At 62.0% G+C, this 20,360-nt stretch carries 18 protein-coding genes; 4 read left to right on the forward strand and 14 right to left on the reverse strand.

Going from position 1 to position 20,360, the window contains the following annotated elements:
• The 3 genes from KFO72_RS20165 to KFO72_RS20175 form a co-directional block, all read right to left on the reverse strand.
• Entirely contained in the window at positions 1-1,221 is a 1,221-nt protein-coding gene (locus KFO72_RS20165; protein ID WP_225032851.1) for an efflux RND transporter periplasmic adaptor subunit, read from the reverse strand.
• 123 nt (positions 1,222-1,344) lie between these two features.
• Positions 1,345-2,916 (reverse strand): efflux transporter outer membrane subunit, encoded by a 1,572-nt coding sequence (locus tag KFO72_RS20170; RefSeq protein WP_107203256.1) that lies wholly within the window; start codon positions 2,914-2,916, stop codon positions 1,345-1,347.
• A 100-nt stretch (positions 2,917-3,016) separates the two neighbouring features.
• Positions 3,017-3,739, reverse strand: a complete 723-nt coding sequence (locus tag KFO72_RS20175) for a TetR/AcrR family transcriptional regulator (RefSeq protein WP_054931627.1) — start codon at positions 3,737-3,739, stop codon at positions 3,017-3,019.
• A gap of 198 nt (positions 3,740-3,937) precedes the next feature.
• Here KFO72_RS20175 and KFO72_RS20180 point away from each other — a divergent pair, with 198 nt between their 5' ends.
• On the forward strand, positions 3,938-4,561 hold the full coding sequence (locus KFO72_RS20180) for a glutathione S-transferase family protein (RefSeq protein ID WP_054931626.1): 624 nt from the start codon (positions 3,938-3,940) through the stop codon (positions 4,559-4,561).
• A 14-nt stretch (positions 4,562-4,575) separates the two neighbouring features.
• Here the strand turns inward: KFO72_RS20180 and KFO72_RS20185 are convergent, their stop codons facing one another.
• The 11 genes from KFO72_RS20185 to KFO72_RS20240 all read right to left on the reverse strand — a co-directional run bounded on the left by KFO72_RS20185 (position 4,576) and on the right by KFO72_RS20240 (position 16,716).
• On the reverse strand, positions 4,576-6,213 hold the full coding sequence (locus KFO72_RS20185; RefSeq protein WP_225032867.1) for an ABC transporter substrate-binding protein: 1,638 nt from the start codon (positions 6,211-6,213) through the stop codon (positions 4,576-4,578).
• Positions 6,214-6,349: 136 nt separating this feature from the next.
• Positions 6,350-7,279 (reverse strand): ABC transporter substrate-binding protein, encoded by a 930-nt coding sequence (locus KFO72_RS20190; RefSeq protein WP_225032852.1) that lies wholly within the window; start codon positions 7,277-7,279, stop codon positions 6,350-6,352.
• Between the two features lie 19 nt (positions 7,280-7,298).
• The gene (locus KFO72_RS42320) at positions 7,299-9,110 is read right to left on the reverse strand and encodes an amino acid ABC transporter permease/ATP-binding protein (RefSeq protein WP_318248511.1); all 1,812 of its coding nucleotides are present in this window, start codon (positions 9,108-9,110) and stop codon (positions 7,299-7,301) included.
• Between the two features lie 17 nt (positions 9,111-9,127).
• On the reverse strand, positions 9,128-10,450 hold the full coding sequence (locus tag KFO72_RS20205; RefSeq protein WP_225032853.1) for an LLM class flavin-dependent oxidoreductase: 1,323 nt from the start codon (positions 10,448-10,450) through the stop codon (positions 9,128-9,130).
• A gap of 11 nt (positions 10,451-10,461) precedes the next feature.
• Positions 10,462-11,490 (reverse strand): LLM class flavin-dependent oxidoreductase, encoded by a 1,029-nt coding sequence (locus KFO72_RS20210; RefSeq protein ID WP_225032854.1) that lies wholly within the window; start codon positions 11,488-11,490, stop codon positions 10,462-10,464.
• Positions 11,491-11,550: 60 nt separating this feature from the next.
• Positions 11,551-12,492 carry an ABC transporter substrate-binding protein gene (locus tag KFO72_RS20215; protein ID WP_412101790.1) on the reverse strand — a complete coding sequence of 314 codons (942 nt, stop codon included), beginning with the start codon at positions 12,490-12,492 and terminating at the stop codon, positions 11,551-11,553.
• Positions 12,493-12,540: 48 nt separating this feature from the next.
• The gene (locus KFO72_RS20220; RefSeq protein WP_225032855.1) at positions 12,541-13,092 is read right to left on the reverse strand and encodes a GNAT family N-acetyltransferase; all 552 of its coding nucleotides are present in this window, start codon (positions 13,090-13,092) and stop codon (positions 12,541-12,543) included.
• Positions 13,093-13,294: 202 nt separating this feature from the next.
• Positions 13,295-14,320, reverse strand: coding sequence for a succinylglutamate desuccinylase/aspartoacylase family protein (locus tag KFO72_RS20225; protein ID WP_225032856.1), 1,026 nt, complete (start codon positions 14,318-14,320; stop codon positions 13,295-13,297).
• 134 nt (positions 14,321-14,454) lie between these two features.
• Positions 14,455-15,042 carry a flavin reductase family protein gene (locus KFO72_RS20230; protein ID WP_035995904.1) on the reverse strand — a complete coding sequence of 196 codons (588 nt, stop codon included), beginning with the start codon at positions 15,040-15,042 and terminating at the stop codon, positions 14,455-14,457.
• A gap of 1 nt (position 15,043) precedes the next feature.
• On the reverse strand, positions 15,044-15,778 hold the full coding sequence (locus KFO72_RS20235) for a GntR family transcriptional regulator (RefSeq protein WP_054931602.1): 735 nt from the start codon (positions 15,776-15,778) through the stop codon (positions 15,044-15,046).
• A complete protein-coding gene (locus tag KFO72_RS20240; RefSeq protein ID WP_225032857.1) occupies positions 15,775-16,716 on the reverse strand; it encodes a polysaccharide deacetylase family protein in 942 nt (313 codons plus the stop codon). Before KFO72_RS20240 ends, KFO72_RS20235 begins: the two co-directional genes overlap by 4 nt.
• A gap of 287 nt (positions 16,717-17,003) precedes the next feature.
• Between KFO72_RS20240 and KFO72_RS20245 the strand changes: the two genes are divergently transcribed.
• From KFO72_RS20245 to KFO72_RS20255, 3 genes are read left to right on the forward strand one after another with little or no spacing between them, the layout of a single operon-like run.
• Positions 17,004-18,059: an ABC transporter ATP-binding protein gene (locus tag KFO72_RS20245; protein ID WP_054931600.1), complete on the forward strand. Its 1,056-nt coding sequence runs from the start codon at positions 17,004-17,006 to the stop codon at positions 18,057-18,059.
• Between the two features lie 52 nt (positions 18,060-18,111).
• Positions 18,112-19,413, forward strand: a complete 1,302-nt coding sequence (locus tag KFO72_RS20250; RefSeq protein WP_225032858.1) for an ABC transporter substrate-binding protein — start codon at positions 18,112-18,114, stop codon at positions 19,411-19,413.
• A 31-nt stretch (positions 19,414-19,444) separates the two neighbouring features.
• Complete coding sequence (locus KFO72_RS20255; protein ID WP_060610717.1) at positions 19,445-20,359, forward strand: ABC transporter permease; 915 nt, start codon at positions 19,445-19,447, stop codon at positions 20,357-20,359.
• Position 20,360: the final 1 nt, after the last annotated feature.

Here is a 20,360-nt window from a genome sequence, read left to right on the forward strand (position 1 = left end):
CTACTTCGCCATGCCGGCCGAAGCCGCTGCGGCCGATGATGCCGCCGCGCCCTGAGAAGAAGCCGCTGCGCCCGATGAACCCGGCGGCTGCCAGGCGACCGTTTTGACGGGCGCCCCTTCATGCGCGAACTGGACGCCCGTCACGATGACCTCGTCGCCATCGTTCAGGCCGTGCGTCACGATCCAGTTGTTGCCGAGGCTATTCATCGTCTCGACATCCCTGCGCACCACCTTGCCGTCCCCCCCGACCAGCAGCATATAGGCGCCCGTCGTATCGCGCAGCAAGGCCTGCTGCGGCACCAGGAACACATTGTTCTGGCGGCCGAAATCGACCGTCAGCGAGACGAACATGCCAGGCAGCAGACGCCGCTGCGGATTCGCGACCAGCGCGCGCAGATTGACGGCGCCCGTCGATGCATTCACCGTCACGTCGGAGAAATCGAGTGTGCCCGGGTTGCCGTATGCCGCGCCGTTGGGCAACGCGATACGCACCGAGACCTGGTTCTGCTGCGCAAGGTCGACTGAGCCGCCCGTTTGCGATTGCTGCAAGGTCGCGAGATCGGCCGAGCTGATGGTGAAGTTCACGTACATCGGGTCGATCTGCTGGATGGTCGTCAGCAGTGTGCCGTTGCCGCCCGTGTCGGTCGTGCTGCTGCCGACCACCGCGCCCGCCGTCACCTGCTGCTGGCCCGCGATGCCGCCGATCGGCGCCGTCACGCGCGTGTAATCGAGCGAGATGCGCGCGCTCTGCACCGTCGCCTCGTCGGCTTTCACCTTGGCGGCCGCGCTGCGCTCGGCAGCGTCGGAATTGTCGACGGTCTGCTGCGAGATCGAGCCGACGGGCAGCAGTTTGCGGTTGCGCTCGGCGGTGATGTGATCGTTGATATAGGTGGCGCGATCCTGGGCGAGGATCGCGAGATCGTTGTCGAGCTGCGCGCGATAGAACGTCGGATCGATTTCGAACAGCAGTTGTCCAGCCCGCACCTGCGAGCCTTCCGCGTAATTGCGCTTGAGCAATACGCCCGAGACGCGCGCCGTGACATTCGAGCTGTAGTACGGCGACAGGCGTCCGACAAAGTGCCGTTCGAGCGGCACCGACTGCGCCTGCACCTTCACCGTCGAGACCTGCGGCGGCGGTGGCGGCGGCGCCTTTTTCGAGCACGCGCCCAGCACGATCAGACACAGACATAACAACGACACGCGTTCCAAACGAGACTTCATGAGAACTCCGTTGTTGCGTAACACGGGCGTGCCCGGGCGGCTTGTCTGCATGCCGGCGTTCCCGTGAAGATTGAATCGTTTCGAACTGCGTGCGCGTCAATGCGTCATTCGTGACAACCGTGTTCAGTCGGCGGAACTGGCGGATTGCTGCGCGACAGGCCGTACAGCGCTTCCCGAGGCCGGGGATGCCGCGCTGGCGTCATCGCGCTGCCAGCCGCCGCCGAGATTCTTCACGAGCAACACGTGGTTCTGCGCAAGCAAGGCCTGCGTATCGCGCAGACTCTGTTGCGCCTGGATCAACGTCAGCCGTTGATTCAACACGTTTTGCTGGCTGACCGCACCGGCATTGAACTGCGCCTCTTGGCTCGCGAACAGCCGCGCGTTGCTGTCGAGCACACGCGCGAACGCGCTTTCCTGCGCCCGCAGGTGATTCATCGACGACAGGCTGTCTTCCACGCTCTGGAATGCCGAGAGCACGGTATTGCGGTAGTTGGCCACGTCTTCGTCATACGTGGCGCGCGCCTCATGCACGGCCGCGGTACGCGCGCCGCCGTCGAAAATGGTTTGCGCCAGATCTGGCCCGAGCGTCCAGTAGCGGTACGGCACCGTGAACAGATGGGCGAGCGTGCTGTGCGCGAAGCCGCCTTCAGCCGAAAGCGTCAAGGTCGGGAAAAACGCGGCTTCGGCCACGCCGATGCTCGCATTCGCAGCGGCTGCCGTGCGCTCGGCGCTGACCACGTCGTAACGCCGCTCAAGCAGTTGCGAGGGCAGCGACGTCGGCACGGCGGGCGCAACGAAGTGATAGTCGGGATCGGGCGGGATGCTGAACGACTCGGGCGGCACGCCCGCCAGCACGGCAAGCGCGTGCTCGTCATGTTCACGGTTGATTTCCGTCGTCTGGAGATCGGCGATCACCGTTTGCAGATCTTCTTGCGCGACCAGCACGTCGTCGTTGGAGGCGCCGCCCTGGGCGTAGGCCGTCTGCACGATCGCAAGGATGCGCCCGTAAGCGTCCAACTGGTCCTTCAGCGCGCGGATGTCGTAGTCGGCTTGCCGCAGCTGGAAGTAATCGGTCGCGACGCTCGCCGCAATCGAAATGCGCTCGCCGGCGAGTTGCGCATCCGAAGCTTGCGCGTTGGCCTTCGCTGCTTCGATCTGGCGCCGTACCTGGCCCCACAGGTCCAGTTCCCAGCTGACGGCTCCGAACGCCACCACGCTATTGCCCGCCCCGCCCGCCGCCGACGACGTCGAACCGGACGCGCGGCTCGCGCTCAGCGCGGCGACGTTGCCGCCGGAGCGCGCGCCGGACAGACCGGCCGTCACGGTCGGAAAGAGGCCCGCACGGTTCGCCTCGACTGTCGCGAGCGCGAGACGATACGCGGCCTCCGCTGCGGCGATCGACTGGTTCGCCCGCAAGGCCTGATCGACGAGGTCGTTCAGCTTGTCGTCGCCGTACATTCGCCACCATGTACTGTCGATCGCGGCCTGCGGGTTCGCATCGGCGCGCTGCCAGTCGACGCCTTCCTTGAATCCGTCCGGAATCTGCGCTTCGGGTCTGCGATAGTCCGGGCCCATCATGCAAGCGGCCAACGACATGACGACGACGAGCACAGCCCCGCCGAGCGCCGCGAACCGCCATTGCGTCGTTCCACATCCTGCGCGCACAACACTCGACGCACGCGAAACTGCTTTCATGCCTTTGCCTCCATCGACTGGATAGGCATTCCAACACGATCGATTTACTTCGTATGACTAATTGAATTGAATGAAAATCGACAATGTTTTGAAAGTTTTTTTACCGGGTCAAACACCCTGCGGTAAAAATCCTGACCGCCTGCTTTGCGATCGTTTGACGTCTCGCTGCGCTCGGGCGCCGCGTGCCCATGAGCAGCATTCTGGCGCGCACACCGCCTAGCACCAGATACACGAACTGCTCGGTGGCGAGCTCGACGTCGTCGAATTCGAGCTCGCCGTTTTCGATCGCTGCGCGCAGATAGCCTTCGAGCGGTTCGATGCCGATCAGCCGTCCTCGCTCCTGGTAAAGCCCGGCCGAGAGCGCGGGAAAACGGCGTGTCTCGACCAGCAGCACCCAATAAAGCTGCGTCATCTCATCGCGAGTGCCGATGTCGAGCAGATGCAGCGCCGCTCTTTCGAGCACGTCGACGGGTTCGCCGCCGCTCGTGACGATGTGCCGGAGCTGCTCCTGCCAGGTCCGCCCCAGTGTTTCCAGAATCGCGCTAAACAACTGCTCTTTGCTGCCGAAATGACAATAAAGCGTCTTCTTCGCCACGCCCGCATCGCGAGCAATGTCGTCGAGACTGGTCTCCCGGAAGCCAACCGTCAGGAAGCGTTTTTTGGCGCTTGCGACCACCGCGCGAAGCCGAGCCTTCGACTCGCATCGCGTCAAGCGCCCACCCGGCCCGTGCTTGCGATCTGGATTCATGGCGTCCGAAAACGCACCGCATGGAAACTCTACTGGCGAGTTTCCACTTCGTGTCTTCAATAAGGGACGTGCCATGCGCACGCGCCGACAACCACAGCCTCACGCAGTATAGTCAATGAAATCCGCTTGGGGCCTTCGACAATTAACTATTGTTGTTCGTGCAATTGAATCGTTCACCGCCACTTACTGGCAACTTCCGTGCACAGATATGATTCATTTGATCGACTGCTATTGGGCTGGCAATTTTCGCGTGGTCACAAAAAGGACATGGAGATGAAGACGAGCTATGAGCTTTATGGCGCGCCGACAGGGAACTGTATTCGCGCCGCCATTGCGCTGGAAGAAGCCGGCTTGCCGTACGCGGTCCGACCCGTCGATCTTGCGAGCGGCGAGCATCGAAGCGCAGCGTATCTTGCGCTCAACCCCGCGGGAAAAGTGCCCGTACTGATTGAAAGGCAACAGAACGTACCGCCTGTCGTGATCGCGCAATCGAACGCGATCATTCTCTACGCTGCGGAGAGACCGCCGGGTCGCCTGTTACCGGACGACTCGCTTGCCCGATCCGTCGTCTATGAGCGGTTCTTCTTTTTCGTGACCGACGTGATAGCCGTCAGTCACGCTGCTTTTTTTCTGCGTGGCGCGGGTGTGCCGGCGGGGCAAACGCTGCTCGTCGAACGGATGCTTGCCGCACTCGAATCGGCGGAGCGGTATGTCAGTGACGATGCGTACATGGCAGGAAAGACATTTTCGATCGCGGACATCGCGGCCTTCACGATCACTCAGTCGGTCAAGTCACAACTGCCCTGGGCTCGATTGCCGAATCTGCGCCGCTGGTATGAACAGGTCGAGGCGAGGCCCGCGCTCGCGCGGGGCCTCAAGGCGTTTGATCCGGGTTGAACGAAGCGAAGCCGCTAGTTCAGCGACACGCCATCGAAGCGATGACTGCCGAGCGGCGAAAACACCAGTCCGCTGACACGTTTCGATGCGGGCAGTGAAACGATCGAATGCGCGACAGGCGTATACGGCACCTGCTGTTTGAAGATGACCTGTGCCTGCTCGTAAAGACGCGTGCGCTCATTCGTGTCCGACGTTTCGCGCGCCTTCTCGATCAGCCCGTTGAACGCCGGATCGCACCACTTCGATACATTGCTGCCACCCACCGCGGCACAGCCGAGCAAGGTGCCGAGCCAGTTGTCGGGATCGCCATTGTCGCCGGACCAGCCGTACAGGATCGCGTCATGTTCGCCGCCCTGCTTCGCACGCCGGTTGTACTCGCCCCACTCGTAACTGACGATCTTCGCGCGCACGCCGATTTTCGCCCAGTCCTGCTGGATCAGTTGCGCCATCAGATGTGCATTGGGATTGTAGGGACGCTGCACGGGCATCGCCCACAACGTGAGATCGAAGCCGTCGGGAAAGCCCGCCTGTGCGAGCAGCGCCTTGGCCTTTGCGGGATCGTGAGGCGCATCCTTCAGTTCCTTGTCATATGACCATTGCGCGGGCGGCATCGGATTGGTCGCCACCGTCGCGTTGCCGGAGAACACGGCCTGGATGATCGCGGGCTTGTCGATAGCCATGTCGAGCGCGCGGCGAACATCGAGCTTGTTCAACGGGGCGTGCTGTGTGTTGTACGCGACGAAGCCCACGTTGAAGCCGACACCCGAAACGAGCGTCAGCGACGGATTGCGCCTGACCACGTCGAGGTCGGCTGGCCGCGGGAATACCGACACCTGACATTCGCCGTTCGCCAGTTTCTGGATGCGCGCCGCCGGGTCCGGCGTGATCGAGAACACCAGATGCGCGAGCTTGACGTCGTCGGGCCGCCAGTAATCGGGATTCGCGTCGTAGCGGATCAGCGCATCCTTCTGATAGGAGCGGAACGCAAACGGCCCGGTTCCGACCGGCAACTGGTTGATATCGGCTTCACGATGCGCCTCCGTCAGCTTCGCGGCATATTCGGCGGATAGGATCGACGCGAAGCTCATCGCGAGATTGCGTACGAAGATCACGTCGGGCTCTTTCAGGCGAAAACGTACGGTAGTCTCGTCGACCCGGTCGATACTCTCGATGTTCTTCGCGAATCCGAGATCGCTGAAATACGGAAAGCTCGTCGGATAGGCTTTGCGGAATGGATCGTCGGCGTGCAGCATCCGGTTGAACGTGAACAGCACGTCGTCGGCATTGAACTCGCGCGTCGGTTTGAACCATGCGGTTGTCTGGAACTTCACGCCTTTGCGCAGGTGAAACGTGTATGTGCGCTGATCGGCGGACACATCCCAGCTCGTCGCCAGAGCGGGTTCGAGATCAAGCGTGCCGCGCCGGAACTGCACGAGTTCGTTGTAGACGGTGTTGGTGCTCGCGTCGAAATCGGTGCTGGTCGTATGCTGGCCCGGATCAAAACCGGCCGGACTGCCCTCCGAGCAGAAGACGAGCGTGCCGGATGGCGCCGCCTGAGCTGCAGCGGACAACACCGTAAGGCTAAGCACGAATGAAATGCGGGATAGGATGCGCCGGACAGGCGCGGGGTCACGAAGCGGTCGGGAAATCATCACGATTAGAATAGTTGCGGGTCAAATGCGAACGACGAACGTGGAGTGTCTCCGCGCATCGCATCGAACCGCCACCAATTAATCCGCACATCGTTATATGCGGTTCTGCTTAATCAGCCGCGTGCACCGGGCAGCATCAGAACTTCGGCAGTCCCGGCGGATTGGTTTCCGAGCGGCTCAACGCTTCCGACTGAATGCCCCAACGCGCGAGCGACCGCGTGTAGCTGCCGTCGGCGATCAGACCGTTCGTCGCGAGGGTGAGCGCATCGACGAGACCGCTGCCTTTGCGCGTCGCAATCGCCACGTCGGCGCGTGCGGGCCAGCCCGCGTTGACCGTCCCCACCTGCCGGATCGCGCCTGTGGTTGCGGCGTCGTAGGCCAGCGGTGCGTTCGGATTGAACACGGCATCCGCGCGTCCCGACAGCAAGGCGCCCCGGCTTGCGGCATCGTCATCGAAGTACTGGATTTCGATGGCCGCGAGTCCTTTTGCTACGTTCTGCCTGTCCCATTCAAGAAGAATCTTTTCCTGAATCGTGCCGGAGCCCGTAATCAGCTTGAGACCCGCAATGTCGTTCGGCGCAGAGATCTTTCTGATGGGACTGGCCGTTCGCACATAGAAGCCGTGCAGGCCCTGCCGATAGGTCGTGAAGTCGAATTTCTCCTTGCGCTGCTCGGTCACGCCGACGTTCGAGATCACGGCGTCGTACTTGCCCGAACTCAAGCCGAGCGGCCAGTCAGCCCATGCTATCGGTATGATCTGCAGCTTGAGCCCGAGCGAGTCGGCGATCAATTGCGCGTAGTCGGCATCCGATCCGACCACGGTTCGCGCATCGGTCGCATACGTGGCCGTCGGCGGCAAATGCGGCGAAATGGCCACGGTGAAGTACCCTTCCTTGACGAACCGATAGTGGTTGCCGATCGCCGCAAGCGCGGCGGCATTCTGTCGTGTGCGGACTCTTCCCGGCTGCTGCGGGCTGAGGTCGACGGCGGCCCCTGCCTCTGCGTCGTGAAGAAAAAGCGCGCCCAGCGCGAGGCTCGCGAGTATGAAGTGGCGGCGGTCTGTCATCGTAGGGTTGCGAAGGTCATCACAAGACACGCGAGAGAAACTCGCGCGTTCGGCTATGCTGCGGCGCGTTCAGTACTGTCGACGGCGGCCCTTGCTCGATCACGCGGCCGTGATCCATGAACACGATCGTGTCCGCCACTTCGCGCGCAAAGCCGATTTCATGGGTAACGGTCACCATCGTCGTGCCGGAACGCGCGAGCGCCTTGATGACGTCGAGCACCTCGTTGACGAGTTCGGGATCGAGCGCTGACGTGGGTTCGTCGAACAGCAGCACTTTGGGTTTCAACGCAAGCGCGCGTGCAATCGCCACACGCTGCTGCTGACCGCCCGACAACTGACGCGGCCACGCCTGCGCTTTCGAATCGAGGCCAACGCGTGCAAGCAGACTGCGCGCAAGATGCTCCGCTTCCGTCCTCGACAGACGCCCCAGCGCGACAGGTGCCTCGACGATGTTTTCGAGCACCGTCAGATGCGGAAACAGATTGAAGTTCTGGAACACCATCCCGACATCGACACGGCGACGCAAGATCTCTTTCTCTTTCAATTCGTATAGCGTGTCGTCGACGCGGCGATAGCCGATCAACTCGCCGTCGATGTCGATAAAGCCGTCGTCGACACGCTCGAGGTGATTGATCGCGCGCAACAACGTGGACTTGCCCGATCCGGACTGCCCCAGAATCACCGTGACGCTGCCCGGACGCATCGCCAGCGATACATCGTCCAGCACCTTGAGCGCCCCGAAGCTCTTCGACACATGTTGAATGGCGATCTCCGCGCCCTTGCGCTGCATATCCCAACCAGGATTTCCTACGTGAACCGGATGCGACGCGGGTTGCGGCGCAACCGGTTCACGCCGCGCATCAGCGTCGCGATACCGTATGCCCAGCCGCTTGCGCAACCAGACGAATGCATCGCTGAAAACGGAATCCGGCGCGTTACGCGAGACGCCGCGCGCAAAGTGCCGCTCCACCACCACCTGAATCGCCGACAGCACGGAAAGAATGATCAAATACCAGACGGTCGCGACCATCAGCAAAGGGATGACTTCGAGATTGCGCCGGTAAATGATCTGCACCGTATAGAACAGTTCGGGCATCGCCAGCACATAGACCATCGACGAACCCTTCGCGAGGGCTATCAGATCATTGAATGCCGTCGGCACGATCGAGCGCATCGCCTGCGGCAAGACGATGCGCCTGGTCTGCCGCTGGCGGGGCAAGCCCAGCGCAGCAGCGGCTTCGAACTGGCCGTGATCGACGGAAAGAATGCCGCCGCGAATCACCTCGGCCGAAAAGGCCGCATGATTGAGCGTCAGACCGAGCACGGCCGCAAAAAACGGGCTGATGAGCTCCGTGGTCGGCATGTCGACCAGTGCGATCTTCGTGAATGGCACGCCGATCCAGACCGACTCGTACAGATACCCGAGATTGTTCAGGATCAGCAGCAGCACGATCAATGGAATGGAACGAAACAGCCACACGAACGCCCACGCGCTGCCCGCCAGCAGCGGCGAGCGCGACACTCTGGCAAGCGCAATCGGAATGCCGAGCGCGAAGCCGATCACCGCGCCCAACGCGGTGAGCAGCAAGGTACGGCCAAGTCCAGACAGAACCGGCCCGGAGAGAAACCATTCGGCAAAGACGCTCCAACCCCAGCGCGGATTGCCCAACACCGAATTGAGCACCACGCCGATCAGGATCGCCGCGCACACGGTGCCAAGCGTGCGGGCAGGGTTCCTCGCCGGCACCACGCGGTAGCCCGACCTGTTTCGTGGCGAATCGGCCGGCGCACCGGCAAGCGGCGGATTGGCGAGTTCAGCGGAATCGTTCATCGTCGACACTCCCGCCCTCAAGCCACGTCGGCAAGCGCGTAGCGGCTTTGCTTGCGCGGCAAGCCGAGCTGATCGCGCAGCGTCACGCCCGTCAGCGCGCGCTGGTAGCGCTCGCGCTGTTCGAGTTCAGGGATCACGTAGCGCACGAAGTCGTCGAGACCCTGCGCTTGCACCGCAAAACCAAGGATGAAGCCATCGGCGGCGCCAGCGTCGATCCAGCGGATCAGCTCATCGGCAATCTGCGCGGGCGTGCCGAGAAAGTGGGTTCGCGGCGTGGCCACTTCGAGCGCGACTTCGCGCAGCGTCGAGTTATTCTCGCGGGCCTTTGCCTTGATGCGGTCCGTCGTCGAACGGAAACTGTTCTTGCCGATCTCCCCCAGTTCGGGAAATGGCGCGTCGAGCGGATACTGCGTGAAGTCGTGATGGTCGAAGTATCGGCCCAGATAAGCAAGCGCTTCGTCGATCGTCAGCAGTTCGCGGATTGCACGGTACTTTGCCTCGGCCTCCTCGCGCGTCGCCCCGACGATCGGACTGATGCCGGGGAAGATCTTCACGTCGTCGCTGCTCCGGCCATGTTCGACGGCACTATCCTTTACACGTTGTGCAAAGCGCCTTGTTTCTTCGATCGACACCGAATGCGTGAAGACGGCGTCCGCATACTTGCCCGCGAGCGCAATGCCCGCATCCGATGAACCCGCCTGAAATATGACTGGCTGTCCTTGCGCAGAGCGCTGGATATTGAGCGGTCCCGCAACCTGGAAGAACTTGCCCTTGTGATCGAGTGTGTGCAACTTCGTCTTGTCGAAGAACACGCCGTTTTCGCGATCACGCACGAAGGCATCGTCATCCCAGCTATCCCAGAGGCCCCGCGTCACGTCGAGGTATTCATCCGCGATTTCATAGCGCAGCGCATGCTCGGGATGCGAGCCGCCATAGTTCTTCGCCGTGCCTTCGAGCGGCGTCGTCACGACGTTCCACCCCGCGCGCCCGCCGCTGATCAGATCGAGCGAGGCGAACTGCCGCGCGACGGTAAAGGGATCGCTGTACGAGGTCGACACGGTGCCCGCCAGCCCGATCTTCGACGTGACCGTGGCAAGCGCCGAAAGAATCGAAATGGGCTCGAACCGGTTGAGGAAGTGAGGAATCGACTTATCGTTGATGTAGAGTCCATCCGCGACGAACGCGAACGCGATGCCATGCGCCTCCGCCTTTTGCACGGTCTTGATGAAGAAGTCGAGATTGACGCTCGCATCGGCGGGGCCGCCTGGGTGCTTCCACGAATTCATGTGGCTGCCGGCGCCTTGCAGCATGATGCCGAATGGAATGTTGCGCGTGCTCATGGTGGAGTCCGTCAGTTCGTGAGGTTCGGAAGGGAGGGTCGAGCGCGCGCAGGCGCGATCGTACTGCCGAGCAGTTCGACCGATCTCAGACGCTCCGGATAGCTTTGCAGCGGCGAATCGATAACGAACTCTTCGATGCCATAGCGTTCGCTCAATGCATCGAGTTGCCGCCGCACTTCATCGGCGCTTCCCTTGATGACATGCGGACGTCGTTCGTCGATCCGGTAGTCGCTCGCACCCGTTTGCCTCGCAAATTCCGTTGCCGCTTCCGCCGTACCGAGATTCACGCATTGGCCCGTCGCGAGTTGCAGCCTGAAGATACGCAGCGGACCGACCAGTTGCCGCGCTTCTTCGTCCGTCGGCGCGGCGACGGCATAAAGCGCGAGCAATGGCGCCCGCCCCGTCGCATCGCGGTACGTCTGCAGCGAGCGCTCGATATTCGCCTCGTCGCCATTGAAGTGCCCGGCATAACAGAATTGCCATCCGTGCCGCGCCGCCAATGCGGCACTATCCGGGCTGCCGCCGAGCAGAATGCGTTCAGCCGACTCGGGCGGAATCGGCAACGCAATCGCGCCCGCAAGCGGATGCTCTTCGTCGACGCCCCAGTCGAGGAACGCATTCAATAGCGCGAGTTGCGTTTCGAAGTCCGCCCGGTTCGCCTTGTCGTGCCGCCACTGCAATGCGCGCGTGGTGAACGGCAGTCCACCCGGTGCCTTGCCGACGCCCAGATCGACCCGCCCCGGGCCCAATGCCGCCAGCACCTTGAACGTCTCCGCGACCTTGAAAGGGCTGTAGTGCTGCAACATCACGCCGCCCGAGCCGACGCGGATGCGCGACGTATGCGCAAGCACATGCGAGACGACGATCTCAGGCGCCGAACTCGCGAGCCCTGGCGAGCCGTGATGCTCGGCGATCCAGAAACGCTTGAACCCAAGCGTTTCGGCTCGCTTTGCGAGCTGCACGGTGAATTGCAAGGCGTCCTTCGCCGTGGCGCCGTCGGCGATCGGACTCTTGTCGAGCAAGGAAATCGAATAGGTCATGGCGTTCGGCCTGAAACAGTGGAAAGACGAGTCGACGCATGCACGCAAGCAACCGCATCATCAGGACCTGGGCAGACCCGGCGGATTGGTCGAGGCTTTTTCGATGGCTTCGGAGCCGAGATTCCAGCGGTCGAGCACCGCGTGGTATTGGCCTTTGTGAATGAGATCGTTCAGCGCGATCGTCAGCGGATCGGCGAGCCCACTGCCTTTGCGCGTCGTGACGGCCACTTCGGCGGTGCGCGGCCAACCACCGCTGACGGTGCCCACCTGACGCGTCTTGCCCTGCTTCGCAGCGTCGTACAACAGAACGGCATTGACGCTGAAGATCGCGTCCGCGCGCCCGGATTGAAGCGCGACGGACTTCACGGCATCGTCGTCGTAGTACTGCACCGTGATCGGCTTCAGCCCATGCGCGATATTCTGACGATCCCATTCGAGCAGGATCTTTTCCTGATTCGTGCCCGCATCGGTTATCACGCGCAGGCCGGCGATGTCCTTCGGTTCCTTGATCGACCTGATTGCACTATCCGTCTTCACGAAGAAGCCGAGCTGGTCGCGGCGATAGGTCGAGAAATCGAATTTGGCCTTGCGCTCTTCCGTCACCGTGACATTGGAAATCACCGCATCGACCTTCCCGGAGGCGAGCGCAAGCGGCCAGTCGGGCCACGACAGAACCACCACGTTCAGCTTGCGCCCGAGGCTATCCGCCACGAGTTGCGCGAGATCGGGATCGAAGCCGACGACTGTTTTCGCGTCCGTCGCATAGGTGCTGATGGGCGGATGCGCCGGCACGATGCCAATGGTCAACGTATCTTTGACCACGAACTGAAAACTCGCAGGCACGGCCTTGATCGCCGCCGGGTCCTGCTCTGTGCGGATGCGTCCGTTCTGCTCGGGGCTCAGATCGAAACCCGTTGCGGCGAGCGCGCTATTGCTCACATACAACGCCATGCCCGTCATGGCGGCCAGTACGAGCGACGACAATTGCAGACCCAGTCTCATAGTCCGTCCGATGTTGTGTTGAATTGAAGTGAATGCCGGAGGCGACCGTTAGCGCGTAGCGAGATCGGTGTCTTTGGCTCTCAGGTCTTCCAGCGTGCCGGTGCGATGCGGTTCCAGCAGGTCCTTGCCGAAGCGAAGATGTACGTGCACTTCAGGCGGCAGTGCGCTATCGAACAACTTCGCGTAACCCGTCTTTTCGTAAAGTGCCCACGCTTCGGGTTGTTTGAACCCGGTTGTCAGATAGACGCGCGTGTAGCCCTGTTCGAGCGCGCGAAGTTCCAGTTCCTGGACGACGCGGCGCGCGAGACCCTGACGACGCAAATCGTCGCGCGTCCAGATGCGTTTAAGTTCGGCTGTTCGTGCATCGTAGCGTTTGAATGCGCCACCGCCGATCGTCTCGCCATCGCGGATCAACAGAATGAATGCGCCTTCAGGGGACGCGAAGAGTTCGGCCGGATACCGCGACATCTCTTGCGCGGCGGCGGCGCCTCCGTCCTTGCGGAAATCCTCGTAGCGCGTCGCATATTCCCACTGCAACGCGTCTAGCAATGGTTTCGCGCGTGGATCTCGAGGGGTGGTGTCAACGACGATCGTGCTCATGAATCATCGACAGCGATGTCGATCTGCGTTCAGGAGCTCATACGATAGCGCCAGGTCACGACGGCGCTAAACAAGCAATTTCTATATGAATATCGTGCGATGCAAATGAATCGAATCGCGCACACAAGTCATGCAATGACGATTGAATACGGTAATGCCACAGTGAAATTCGCGCTTCGACATACGTTCCAGAAAGGGCCGATCAAACGTACGAGCGATCTTCGTCCGCCAGATGGAAGAGACAGTCGCCTCGCTTCACGAGAGCGGGTACGCGTTTGCAGACTACCTCTCCATCGCTCGCGAAGTGACAGGTCACTGGCTCCTTGAGCGGCGTATCGGGAAAATGGATGCGCGCGGCTGGCTGACCGGCACGAACGCGCTGCCCCAACTCGACGAGCGGTTCGTATATACCGTTGTCGTACGCATAAACGTAGTGCCGCGCACCCGCGACGCGCAGAAAGCGCGTATCGGCAGGGGGCGCTGCGGGAACGAGTGGACCATGCAGCAGGCCGATATGCGCCAAAAAATGCAGCAAACCCTGCCTTGCTTCATTCAGCAACAGCGGATTGACCGCACCACCGCCACCAATTTCAGCTGTGATCGAGAGCGCGCCCTGACGGCGCGCCGCCGATGCCGCATGCACGGGATTCTCCGCGTGCAGGAACGCGTTCGGCAAGCCGAACGCCTGCAATGCCTGCACCAACTGGCGCCGTTCCTCTTCATCGCGTGGATCGATCGCGAGCATGTTGTTGCCGTGGTAGAGCAGCGAGCTGCCGCCAGAATGCAGATCCAGCAGGAAATCCGCGCGCGCCAGCAACTCATGCTCGATGTAATGCGCAATGATCTGCGTCGGAGAACCTGAAGGATCGCCCGGAAAAGCGCGGTTCAGGTTTCCGTCATCGAGTGGAGACGTGCGTAACCCTGCTTCTGCCGCAGGCGCGTTGGCCGTCGGCAGCAGGATCAACTGACCCGAGACGTCGTCTGCGTCGATCTGCCGGATCAGTTCGGACACGAGAATCTGGCCTTCGTATTCGTCGCCGTGGTTGCCCGCCATGACCAGCACGACAGGCCCCGCCGCGTTGCGTATCGAGGCGATGGGAATGGGCAGCCAGCCGTAAGCCGAGCGGTGCACGGAGTGAGGCAAACGCAGATAGCCGCTATGTTTGCCCTGCGCGTCGAAATCGATTTCGCTGCGAACGGGATTGCGTGGATTTCGGATCGGGTTCATTGCATCGCCAGGTGAGATGACTCATGTCGCTACCAATCGATATGGCGAAGCTTATACCCGAAGGAAACCAGGCACGTTCAACGGAAACTGAAAATAGATATCAGCCTTTGTTCTTTCCAGGGACCGCGCGCAACTCAAAGCTCGAATCGATCCCGCGTCGTCACATAGTCGCTCGCGCCGAACCGGCCCACGGGAAAGTAATGCTGCAATCTGACACGCCACGCGTCGCGATCGATCAGTTCGTCCCGCGCGTGCAGCACCAGCACCTTGCCGATGAAGATATGCCGGCTCGCTGTCTCAAGCGTCTCCCAAAGCTCGCATTCGAACGCAACGGGCGCCTGCGCGATGCGCGGCGGCTTGATGCGCGTCGACGGCAGCGCGGTGAAGCCCACTTCGTCAAGCTCGCTGACGGTCGACGCAAAGCGCTCGCCGCAACGATGCATCTGCTGTGCGATCGCCTCGTCGGCAAGATGCACGACGAACTCCTTTTCGCGCGGAATGTTCACTGCCGTGTCCTTCAGCGTGCCGTCCGCCAGCCGGTTGATACTGATCATCACAATGGGCGGCTCCTCGCCCAGCATGTTGAACATCGAGAACGGCGCGGCATTCACCGTGCCGTCAACGCCGAGCGTGGTCACGAGCGCGATGGGGCGCGGCACGATCAGGCTCGCCATCAGCTTGTAGCGCTGGTACTCGGTGATCGCTTCGAAGTCGATTTCCATGTCACTCCATCACGGTTTGTCGATCGGGTTCGATGCCGAGCAGCTGCGCCAGCCGTTTTTTGCCAGGCATGCGCGACGTTTCGATACGCGCCTCCAGACTCCGGAGATGCGCGGTCATATGCGCAATCGCGCCGTCGGCATCGCGAGCTTCCAGACAATCGAGAATAGCGGTGTGTTCGTCGTGCTCGCACGGCGCGTTGCCGACCGGCTCGTATGCACCGACGATCAGCGAACAGCGCGAAATCAGTTCGGTGAGATAGCGTTCGAGGGTCGCGTTGCCCGCCAGCGCGGCGATGCGCAGATGAAACTCGCTGGCAAGCCGCGCCCATGAAGGCTGGTCGAATCGATGCATCGCCTCGTGCTCGTCGGCAAGCTGTCTGCGCAGCGCGCCGATATCGTCGACGCTCGCGCGTTGCGCTGCGAGCTCGACTAGTGCGCGTTCCACCGCGCAGCGGGCCTCGAAAATCTCGCGTGTTTCCTCACGCGTCGGTTGCGCAATGACAGCGCCTTTGTTCGGACGCAAGACGACGATGCCGTCGTGTGCGAGCTTCTCCAGCGCGCGCCGCACCACCGCGCGCCCGACGCCGAACAGCGCGCACAACTCCGGCTCGGGCAGCTTGGTGCCCGGCGTAAGCCTGCGATTCAACACGCCTTCGAAGATCGTTTGATAGATGCGGCCATCCGCGTCCGCCCGATCGCGCTTCGCGCGCTGCATTCCCGCCTGCACGGCACTCATACGGCTTGCGCCGCTACGGGCACGGCCTCGTCGGCATGGCGCGCGATGGCGCCCGGCGTGGTGAGCCAGATGTCGTCGCGCACACTGTCGATATGCGCGAGCGCGCGCCGCAAGTGCCGCAACCGGTACGGCTGCCCGACGATGTACGGATGCAGCGCGATGCCCATGACAAGCGGCGGCGCAGTGCACGCGCGCTGCGTTTGCTCGAGCATCTCGTCGAACTGGTCGATGATCATGTCCGCGAAATCGCGCATGTCCATCTGCCGCGCCATGATCATCGGCAGATCGTTCAGCTCCTGGGGATATGGAATCGACCACAGCGGCCCGCCGTTCGTTTGCATACGCACGGGCCGGTCGTCGTGGCACCAGTTGAGCGTGTAGCGATACCCCGTCTCGGCGAGCAGGTCCGGCGTGCGGTGCGACTCGGAGATCCATGGCGACAGCCATCCCGCCGGCTCCGCGCCCGACTGCTCGTACATGCGCGAGCGGCAATGGGCCAGCAGCGCGCGTTCGCCGTCCTCGTCGAGATCGCTCTGGCGCTGCGCGTTGGTGTGACCGTGCGCGATCAGTTCGTCGCCGCGCGCGACACAGGCATCGACGAGTTCCGGGCAGTGATCGTAAAGCGACGTGTTGATGAGCGTGCCCGCCGGCATGTCAAACGAATCGAACAGTTCGATGCAGCGCCAGGCACCGACGCGATTGCCGTACTCGCGCCAGCTGTAGTTCAGCACATCGGGCTGCGGAGACAGCGGCCCTAGCGCCGCGCCCAGTCCCTCGCCGAACGCGAAGTGCTCCAGGTTGAAGCCGAGGTAGACCGCGAGCCGCGCGCCGTTCGGCCAGTGGTACGCCTCGCCTTCATGAATCGGCTGATAGCCGAAGCGGCCATGTGTTTTCGGTGAATCGAATGAACTGGACGGCTCGCGCTTGAAGTCGTTCATTGTCGGTGTGAATGATCCGGTTTGGTTAGGTTGTGCCCCAATCCGAACGGAACCTGCACTGCGATTGCACACGCAACGGATCCCAAAGTGCAGACGATCGAGGTCCGCAATCGTGTGCAATATGCGCGCCAACCTGTCGACACGCATTGTCAGCGGGCCTTGCGGCACGCGTGCGAGTCCATCCCGGCGGCAGACCCGATTGCGAATGGCATATGACTTGCAGAAGCTCCCGGCTGCATGCTTCGTGCGCCCTATTTCATCCGCGTTTCCTGACAGGACACACCTTCATGGTTCAGCCGGCCTCAACCGTGGTTCATGCAAGCCCCGCCGACATCGAGCTAGTACACGTTTCGAAGCGTTATGGCGATTCGCTCGCCGTCGATGCCATCGACCTGCGCATTCCCGGCGGCGCCTACTGTTGCCTGCTTGGCCCGTCGGGCTGCGGCAAGACATCGACGCTGCGCATGATCGCGGGTCACGAGTCGGTTTCCGAAGGCGACGTGCTGATCGGCGGGCGCAACGTGACACATGAGCAGCCCGCCTCGCGCGGCACGGCCATGGTGTTTCAGAGCTATGCGCTGTTCCCGCATCTGTCCGCGCTCGACAACGTCGCGTTCAGTCTCAAGATGCGCGGCGTCGCCAAAGAGGCGCGCAGAAAGCGCGCGGCCGAACTGCTCGAACTCGTCGCGATGTCGGACTACGCGAGCCGCCGGCCCGCACAGCTTTCGGGCGGCCAGCAGCAGCGCGTCGCGCTCGCTCGCGCGTTGCTCAACGAGCCGCGCTGCCTGCTGCTCGACGAACCGCTGTCCGCGCTCGATCCGTTCCTGCGCGTGCAGATGCGCGCCGAACTCAAGCGCTGGCAAAAGGAACTCGGGATTACTTTCGTCCACGTCACCCATTCGCAGGAAGAAGCGATGGCGCTCGCCGATCTCGTGGTGGTGATGAGTCACGGTCATATCGAACAGACAGGCACGCCGTTCGAAGTCTTCAACCGGCCGCGCACGGAGTTCGTCGCGCGCTTTCTGGGCGGCCATAACGTGCTTGGCGCGAAGGGCGGTCTCTTCACCGTGCGCGCCGACCGCTTGCGCATCGCGCCGCAAGGCGTCACGCCGGGCACGAGCGCGGGCGAAAGCGGCTTGAGCCGCATCGGCGGCCTCGCCTGCACGGTGCGGGAAGCCGAATATCAAGGCACGCATTTGCGCATCACGCTCGATCCGCAGGACGGCTCACCCGCACTCGTGTCCCTGATGAGCGACGCCGACTACGATCCGCAACGCCTCGGCCCGAATGCGCGCGTGACGGTCTGGTGGGACGAGCAGAACGCCCATCCGCTGGCGGCCTAGCAAGTGCACTGACAACGACAACGCAACGACAATTCTTTAGAGGAGAGACGCAATGAACGACGACAAAGTGGCCGCAAACGTACAACAGGCTGGAGAAGAGACGGCAGGAAAGGGCATATCGCGCCGCACGTTCATCAAGGGTGCGGTCGCGGCTGCGGGCATCGCTGGTTTTCCGTACGTGCACGCTCAGGAGAAGATCACGTTGCGTTACCTCGGCACTGCCGTCAACCAGAGCGCCGACATTGCGAAGAAGTTCAAGGAAGACACGGGCATCGAGATCCAGTACATTCCCGTCACCACCGATGACGTGACCAAACGCATCATCACGCAGCCCAATTCGTTCGATATCGTCGACACCGAGTACTTCGCGCTCAAGAAGCTGATCCCGGCGGGCACGCTCGCGGGCATGGACGCCAAACGTATCAAGCTCGCCGACAAGATCACGCCCGTGCTGACAAAGGGTGAAGTGGACGGCAAGAAGATCGGCGATCAAGGCACCGCGCCGAAGAAGGTGATGTTCCTCAAGGGCCCGCGTTCGACTGAATTCTCCGCGACGCCGACCGAGTGGATGACGCTGATCCCCACCACGTACAACGCCGACACGCTCGGCATTCGCCCCGACCTGATCGCGCGGCCCGTGACGACGTGGGCGGACCTGCTCAATCCGCAATTCAAGGGCAAGGCGGCGCTGCTCAACATTCCCGCCATCGGCATCATGGACGCGGCAATGGCCATCGAAGCGATGGGCCGCGTGAAGTACGGCGACAAGGGCAACATGACGAAAGCCGAGATCGATCAGACCATCAAGATCCTGATCGAGTCGAAGCGCGCCGGCCAGTTCCGTGCCTTCTGGCGCGACTTCAACGAGAGCGTGAACCTGATGGCGTCGGGCGAAGTCGTGATCCAGTCGATGTGGTCGCCCGCCGTCACGAAGGTCCGCACCATGGGCATCGCCTGCAAATTCCAGCCGCTGAAAGAAGGCTATCGCTCGTGGGCGTCGGGCTTCGGCTTTCCGCGCTCGCTGCAGGGCAAAAAGCTCGATGCCGCGTATGAATTCGTCAACTGGTTTCAGGACGGCTGGGCGGGCGCTTATCTGATGCGCCAGGGCTACTACCCCGGCGTCACGGAAACGGCGCGCACGCATATGCAGGCCTACGAATGGGACTACTGGATGGAGGGCAAGCCCGCAGCGCAGGACATCAAGGCGCCCGACGGCCAGCTGCTCGAAAAAGCGGGCGCCGTGCGCGACGGCGGTTCGTACAACCAGCGCATGGGCGCGATTGCGTGCTGGAATGCCGTGATGGACGAGAACATCTACATGGTGCAGAAGTGGAACGAATTCATCGCGGCATGACAGTGCACACGAACACGCGCGGAGTGTGAAGATGGCCTCGGTCGAGTATCTCCAGCAGGCAAAGCAACCGGCCGTGCGCCATCGACGTGTGAGCGCGTGGCTGCAAGCCACGCCGCTCACGGTGACGTTCGCGTTGTTCTTTATCGTGCCGCTCGTGATCACGTTGATCGTCAGCTTCTGGGACTTCAATGAGTATCAGATCATTCCGGCGTTCACGCTGAAGAACTACGCGGCGATCTTCGACGGGTGCACGTCGTTCACGGACGTGTGCGTCACCTTCAAGACGTATTGGTCCACGCTGAAATTCTGCGCGATGGTCTGGGCCGTGACGCTCGTGCTCGGCTTCACGATCGCCTATTTCCTCGCGTTCCATGTACGCACGACAGCGATGCAAACCGTCCTGTTTCTGGTCTGCACGATTCCGTTCTGGACGTCCAACGTGATCCGCATGATCTCGTGGATTCCGCTGCTCGGACGCAACGGGCTTGTCAATCAGGCGCTCATGTCGGCGCATCTGGTCGACCAGCCGCTTGAATGGCTGCTGTATTCGAACTTCTCCGTCGTGCTGGCGTTCGTGCATCTGTATACGTTCTTCATGATCGTGCCCATCTTCAACGCAATGATGCGTATCGACCGGTCACTGCTCGAAGCCGCGCGCGACGGCGGGGCGAGCGGCTGGCAGGTGATCCGCGACGTCGTGTTGCCGCTATCGAAAACGGGCATCGTGATCGGTTCGATCTTCGTCGTCACGATCGTGATGGGCGATTTCCTAACGGTGGGCGTGATGGGCGGGCAGCAGATCGCGTCGGTCGGCAAGATCATTCAGGTACAGACAGGCTATCTGCAATTTCCCGCCGCTGCCGCCAATGCGATCATTCTGCTTGCGGTGGTGCTCATGATCGTGTGGGCGCTGACGCGCGCCGTCGACATCAGAAAGGAACTCTGAC

The sequence above is a fragment of the Paraburkholderia sp. XV genome (assembly GCF_020177535.1).
Classification (GTDB): Bacteria; Pseudomonadota; Gammaproteobacteria; order Burkholderiales; family Burkholderiaceae; genus Paraburkholderia; species Paraburkholderia caribensis.

Coding starts and splice junctions, on each gene's coding strand:
- KFO72_RS20170 (WP_107203256.1), bottom strand. CDS start 2,916: ATGAAAGCAGTTTCGCGTGCGTCGAGTGTTGTGCGCGCAGGATGTGGA.
- KFO72_RS20165 (WP_225032851.1), bottom strand. CDS start 1,221: ATGAAGTCTCGTTTGGAACGCGTGTCGTTGTTATGTCTGTGTCTGATC.
- KFO72_RS20185 (WP_225032867.1), bottom strand. CDS start 6,213: ATGATTTCCCGACCGCTTCGTGACCCCGCGCCTGTCCGGCGCATCCTA.
- KFO72_RS20250 (WP_225032858.1), top strand. CDS start 18,112: ATGAACGACGACAAAGTGGCCGCAAACGTACAACAGGCTGGAGAAGAG.
- KFO72_RS20205 (WP_225032853.1), bottom strand. CDS start 10,450: ATGAGCACGCGCAACATTCCATTCGGCATCATGCTGCAAGGCGCCGGC.
- KFO72_RS20255 (WP_060610717.1), top strand. CDS start 19,445: ATGGCCTCGGTCGAGTATCTCCAGCAGGCAAAGCAACCGGCCGTGCGC.
- KFO72_RS20180 (WP_054931626.1), top strand. CDS start 3,938: ATGAAGACGAGCTATGAGCTTTATGGCGCGCCGACAGGGAACTGTATT.
- KFO72_RS20240 (WP_225032857.1), bottom strand. CDS start 16,716: ATGAACGACTTCAAGCGCGAGCCGTCCAGTTCATTCGATTCACCGAAA.
- KFO72_RS42320 (WP_318248511.1), bottom strand. CDS start 9,110: ATGAACGATTCCGCTGAACTCGCCAATCCGCCGCTTGCCGGTGCGCCG.
- KFO72_RS20190 (WP_225032852.1), bottom strand. CDS start 7,279: ATGACAGACCGCCGCCACTTCATACTCGCGAGCCTCGCGCTGGGCGCG.
- KFO72_RS20210 (WP_225032854.1), bottom strand. CDS start 11,490: ATGACCTATTCGATTTCCTTGCTCGACAAGAGTCCGATCGCCGACGGC.
- KFO72_RS20245 (WP_054931600.1), top strand. CDS start 17,004: ATGGTTCAGCCGGCCTCAACCGTGGTTCATGCAAGCCCCGCCGACATC.
- KFO72_RS20235 (WP_054931602.1), bottom strand. CDS start 15,778: ATGAGTGCCGTGCAGGCGGGAATGCAGCGCGCGAAGCGCGATCGGGCG.
- KFO72_RS20215 (WP_412101790.1), bottom strand. CDS start 12,492: ATGAGACTGGGTCTGCAATTGTCGTCGCTCGTACTGGCCGCCATGACG.
- KFO72_RS20220 (WP_225032855.1), bottom strand. CDS start 13,092: ATGAGCACGATCGTCGTTGACACCACCCCTCGAGATCCACGCGCGAAA.
- KFO72_RS20225 (WP_225032856.1), bottom strand. CDS start 14,320: ATGAACCCGATCCGAAATCCACGCAATCCCGTTCGCAGCGAAATCGAT.
- KFO72_RS20175 (WP_054931627.1), bottom strand. CDS start 3,739: ATGGCACGTCCCTTATTGAAGACACGAAGTGGAAACTCGCCAGTAGAG.
- KFO72_RS20230 (WP_035995904.1), bottom strand. CDS start 15,042: ATGGAAATCGACTTCGAAGCGATCACCGAGTACCAGCGCTACAAGCTG.